General features: G+C 41.4%; 3 protein-coding genes. 1 reads left to right on the top strand and 2 read right to left on the bottom strand.

The features are described 5' to 3' along the window. Both IQ263_RS27950 and vapB read right to left on the bottom strand, forming a co-directional pair. Positions 1 to 118 (bottom strand): IS630 transposase-related protein (locus IQ263_RS27950; protein ID WP_194066405.1); only part of this gene is annotated, 118 nt, incomplete at its 3' end. 753 nt (positions 119 to 871) lie between these two features. Then, positions 872 to 1,093 (bottom strand): type II toxin-antitoxin system VapB family antitoxin, encoded by a 222-nt coding sequence (gene vapB / locus IQ263_RS27945; protein WP_228050435.1) that lies wholly within the window; start codon positions 1,091 to 1,093, stop codon positions 872 to 874. Positions 1,094 to 1,309: 216 nt separating this feature from the next. Between vapB and nadC the strand changes: the two genes are divergently transcribed. Beyond that, on the top strand, positions 1,310 to 2,173 hold the full coding sequence (gene nadC, locus IQ263_RS27940; protein ID WP_194071278.1) for a carboxylating nicotinate-nucleotide diphosphorylase: 864 nt from the start codon (positions 1,310 to 1,312) through the stop codon (positions 2,171 to 2,173). Positions 2,174 to 2,421: the final 248 nt, after the last annotated feature.

Here is a 2,421-nt window from a genome sequence, read left to right as displayed (position 1 = left end):
CCAGCCACCGATATATCGTTGCCCTTCCTACCTTAAAAAGTCCGGCAGCTTGAGCGATACGACCGCCATTTTCTACATAATCCACTACTCTTTTTCTCAAATCAATACTGTAAGACATTTTCCTAGCAGCTTCACTATTTTTATTCATTTTACCTCATTTTTAAATAGTCTCATACTTATTTGAAATGACTATACTTCGTATTACAGTTCGTATTGGTTGCTTATAATAATCGCGAAATCTTTTACTCAATACTGCAATTGTCACAAATATTTTAGGATGATTTGCCGTCAAACTTTTGATGATTTCTATCAAAGCGATTTCCAAGTCAGTTACTGATTTAATGTCAACAACTAAGATTGGCTGATATTCTGAAATTCTTTGGAATTCGTGAGGTGAGATATCTTCAGCACCCTCAGCCTTCAATATCGTCGGCAAACTCTCATTGACTTTCTCAGATCGTTTACGCTTAGCTTAATTCTGTCTTTGATTGAGGTTGCTTGAGACTGGTGAAAACTAGGGACTACTGCCTGAAGAAGAGCTACATAAAACTCTTGCGGTATTGGAGTACCGTAGATTGAAAAGCGCCCGCTACTTGTCAAAAGACTCCTCAAACCGTCGCTATAACCTTGAACTTTTGCCAATAACTCAAGTGACACCCCATATTTTTTATCAAATAACTCAGTGAGCTTATCCACGCGAATCCAGGGAGTGTCGTTTTTACCGGATTCAATAACTATGAGGTATTCCAGCTACTCGAAGAGCTGTAGCGATGAAAATGAGGACGGAGCTTGATGAAAGTCCATTTGAATTACACCTAAGTACCAATGGGCATGACATATAACTACAAGTGTATTGCTGAGGATTCCCTATTTAGATATAATTCTTTAAATCCTCAAGCGGTTCATCCAAATCATCAGACATCCAGATTTTACCTTTCCAAATGCCAATTCCGCCTCGCTTGGCAGCTTTTTCCGTTTTAGGAGGCTCTTGGGCGTATCGCTTCACCAGAAATTCTATATAGTCAAGGACGGTCTGTTTGACAGATTCAGGTAATTTTTCGAGATTTTTTAAGATGGCGGTTTCTATCATCATTTTTTACTCTCTTTTAAAAATGACTGGCTGTATCATTGTTTTTACTCGCGATCGCCCATCTACTCCATTAAACCACCAAAACCCAATGTCAGCAACAGAATAGCCCATTATGTAGTGCGATCGCCCAAAATCGCACCAACACCATCACTATCTTACAACTTGCCGAAAATTACGCGATCGACTATTGTTCCTAGTAGCAGGAATCACAAAGAAAACATGACAGCAATATTGCCACCTTGGATAGTTTTAGACTCCCTATTGCACAACTGGCTGCTAGAAGATATCGGTAGGGGCGATCGCACAACATCGGCCTTATTCCCCGCAGCCAGCATCCAGGGTACCGCTAAATGGATAGTCAAAGAAACTGGAGTCATTGCGGGATTGCCGATCGCCGAGCGCACATTTAAACTTTTAGATAGCAGCCTCAGTTTCATCCCCCAAGTAGCGGAAGGGAAACTGTGCGAAAAAGGAGAAGTAATTGCCGAAATTTCCGGCAATTTCGATGCGCTGCTAACCGGAGAAAGAGTAGCATTAAACTTGGCAATGCGTTTGAGCGGCATCGCTACTTTAACTCACAAATATGTTGACAAAATTGCCGATTTACCCGTGCAATTAGTCGATACCCGCAAGACAACACCGGGGTTGAGATTGTTGGAAAAATACGCAACTCAAATCGGCGGCGCTTGCAATCACCGGATGGGATTGGATGACGCAGTGATGATTAAAGATAATCACATTGCAGCGGCTGGGGGAATTGCCGAGGCGATCGCCCTAATTCGCAATTCTATCCCCTATCCGCTGACAATCGAAGTCGAAACCGAAACTCTCGCCGAAGTGCAGACAGCATTGCAGCACAAGGCGGATATTATCATGTTAGACAATATGTCCTTTGACTTAATGCGGCAGGCCGTGGCAATAATTCGCGAAAAGAGCGATCGGGTGAAAATTGAAGCGTCTGGGAATGTGACTTTAGAAACTATTCGGAGTGTGGCGGAAACCGGAGTTGATTATATTTCTACCAGTGCTCCAATTACGCGATCGACTTGGCTGGATTTGAGTATGAAAATTAATAGTCATTAGTCATTAGTTATTGGTCATTAGTCATTGGTCATTAGTGATACAAAATATGGCTAATACTAAATCCTCCTTAAAGAGCCAATTTATTCTTTAGTCTCCCTCTGCTTGGACTAAAGTTTTTATACTGACGGGGTGACAACCCCGTTAAAACATAGACTCAATCAAGGACATAGCTCTCATACCCTTCTGAAAAAATGGCAATTTATTAGGTCTTATTTTCATTAATTCAACAACTATTTCCTGACAATATT

The sequence above is a fragment of the Tychonema sp. LEGE 06208 genome (assembly GCF_015207505.1).
Classification (GTDB): domain Bacteria; phylum Cyanobacteriota; class Cyanobacteriia; order Cyanobacteriales; family Microcoleaceae; genus Microcoleus.
The sequence above is the reverse complement of the archived record's forward strand: the minus strand, read 5'-3'. Positions and strand labels throughout refer to the sequence as shown.

What these genes read in the sequence shown, in the direction of transcription:
- vapB (WP_228050435.1), bottom strand. Translation starts at nt 1,093, where the DNA reads ATGATGATAGAAACCGCCATCTTAAAAAATCTCGAAAAATTACCTGAA.
- nadC (WP_194071278.1), top strand. Translation starts at nt 1,310, where the DNA reads ATGACAGCAATATTGCCACCTTGGATAGTTTTAGACTCCCTATTGCAC.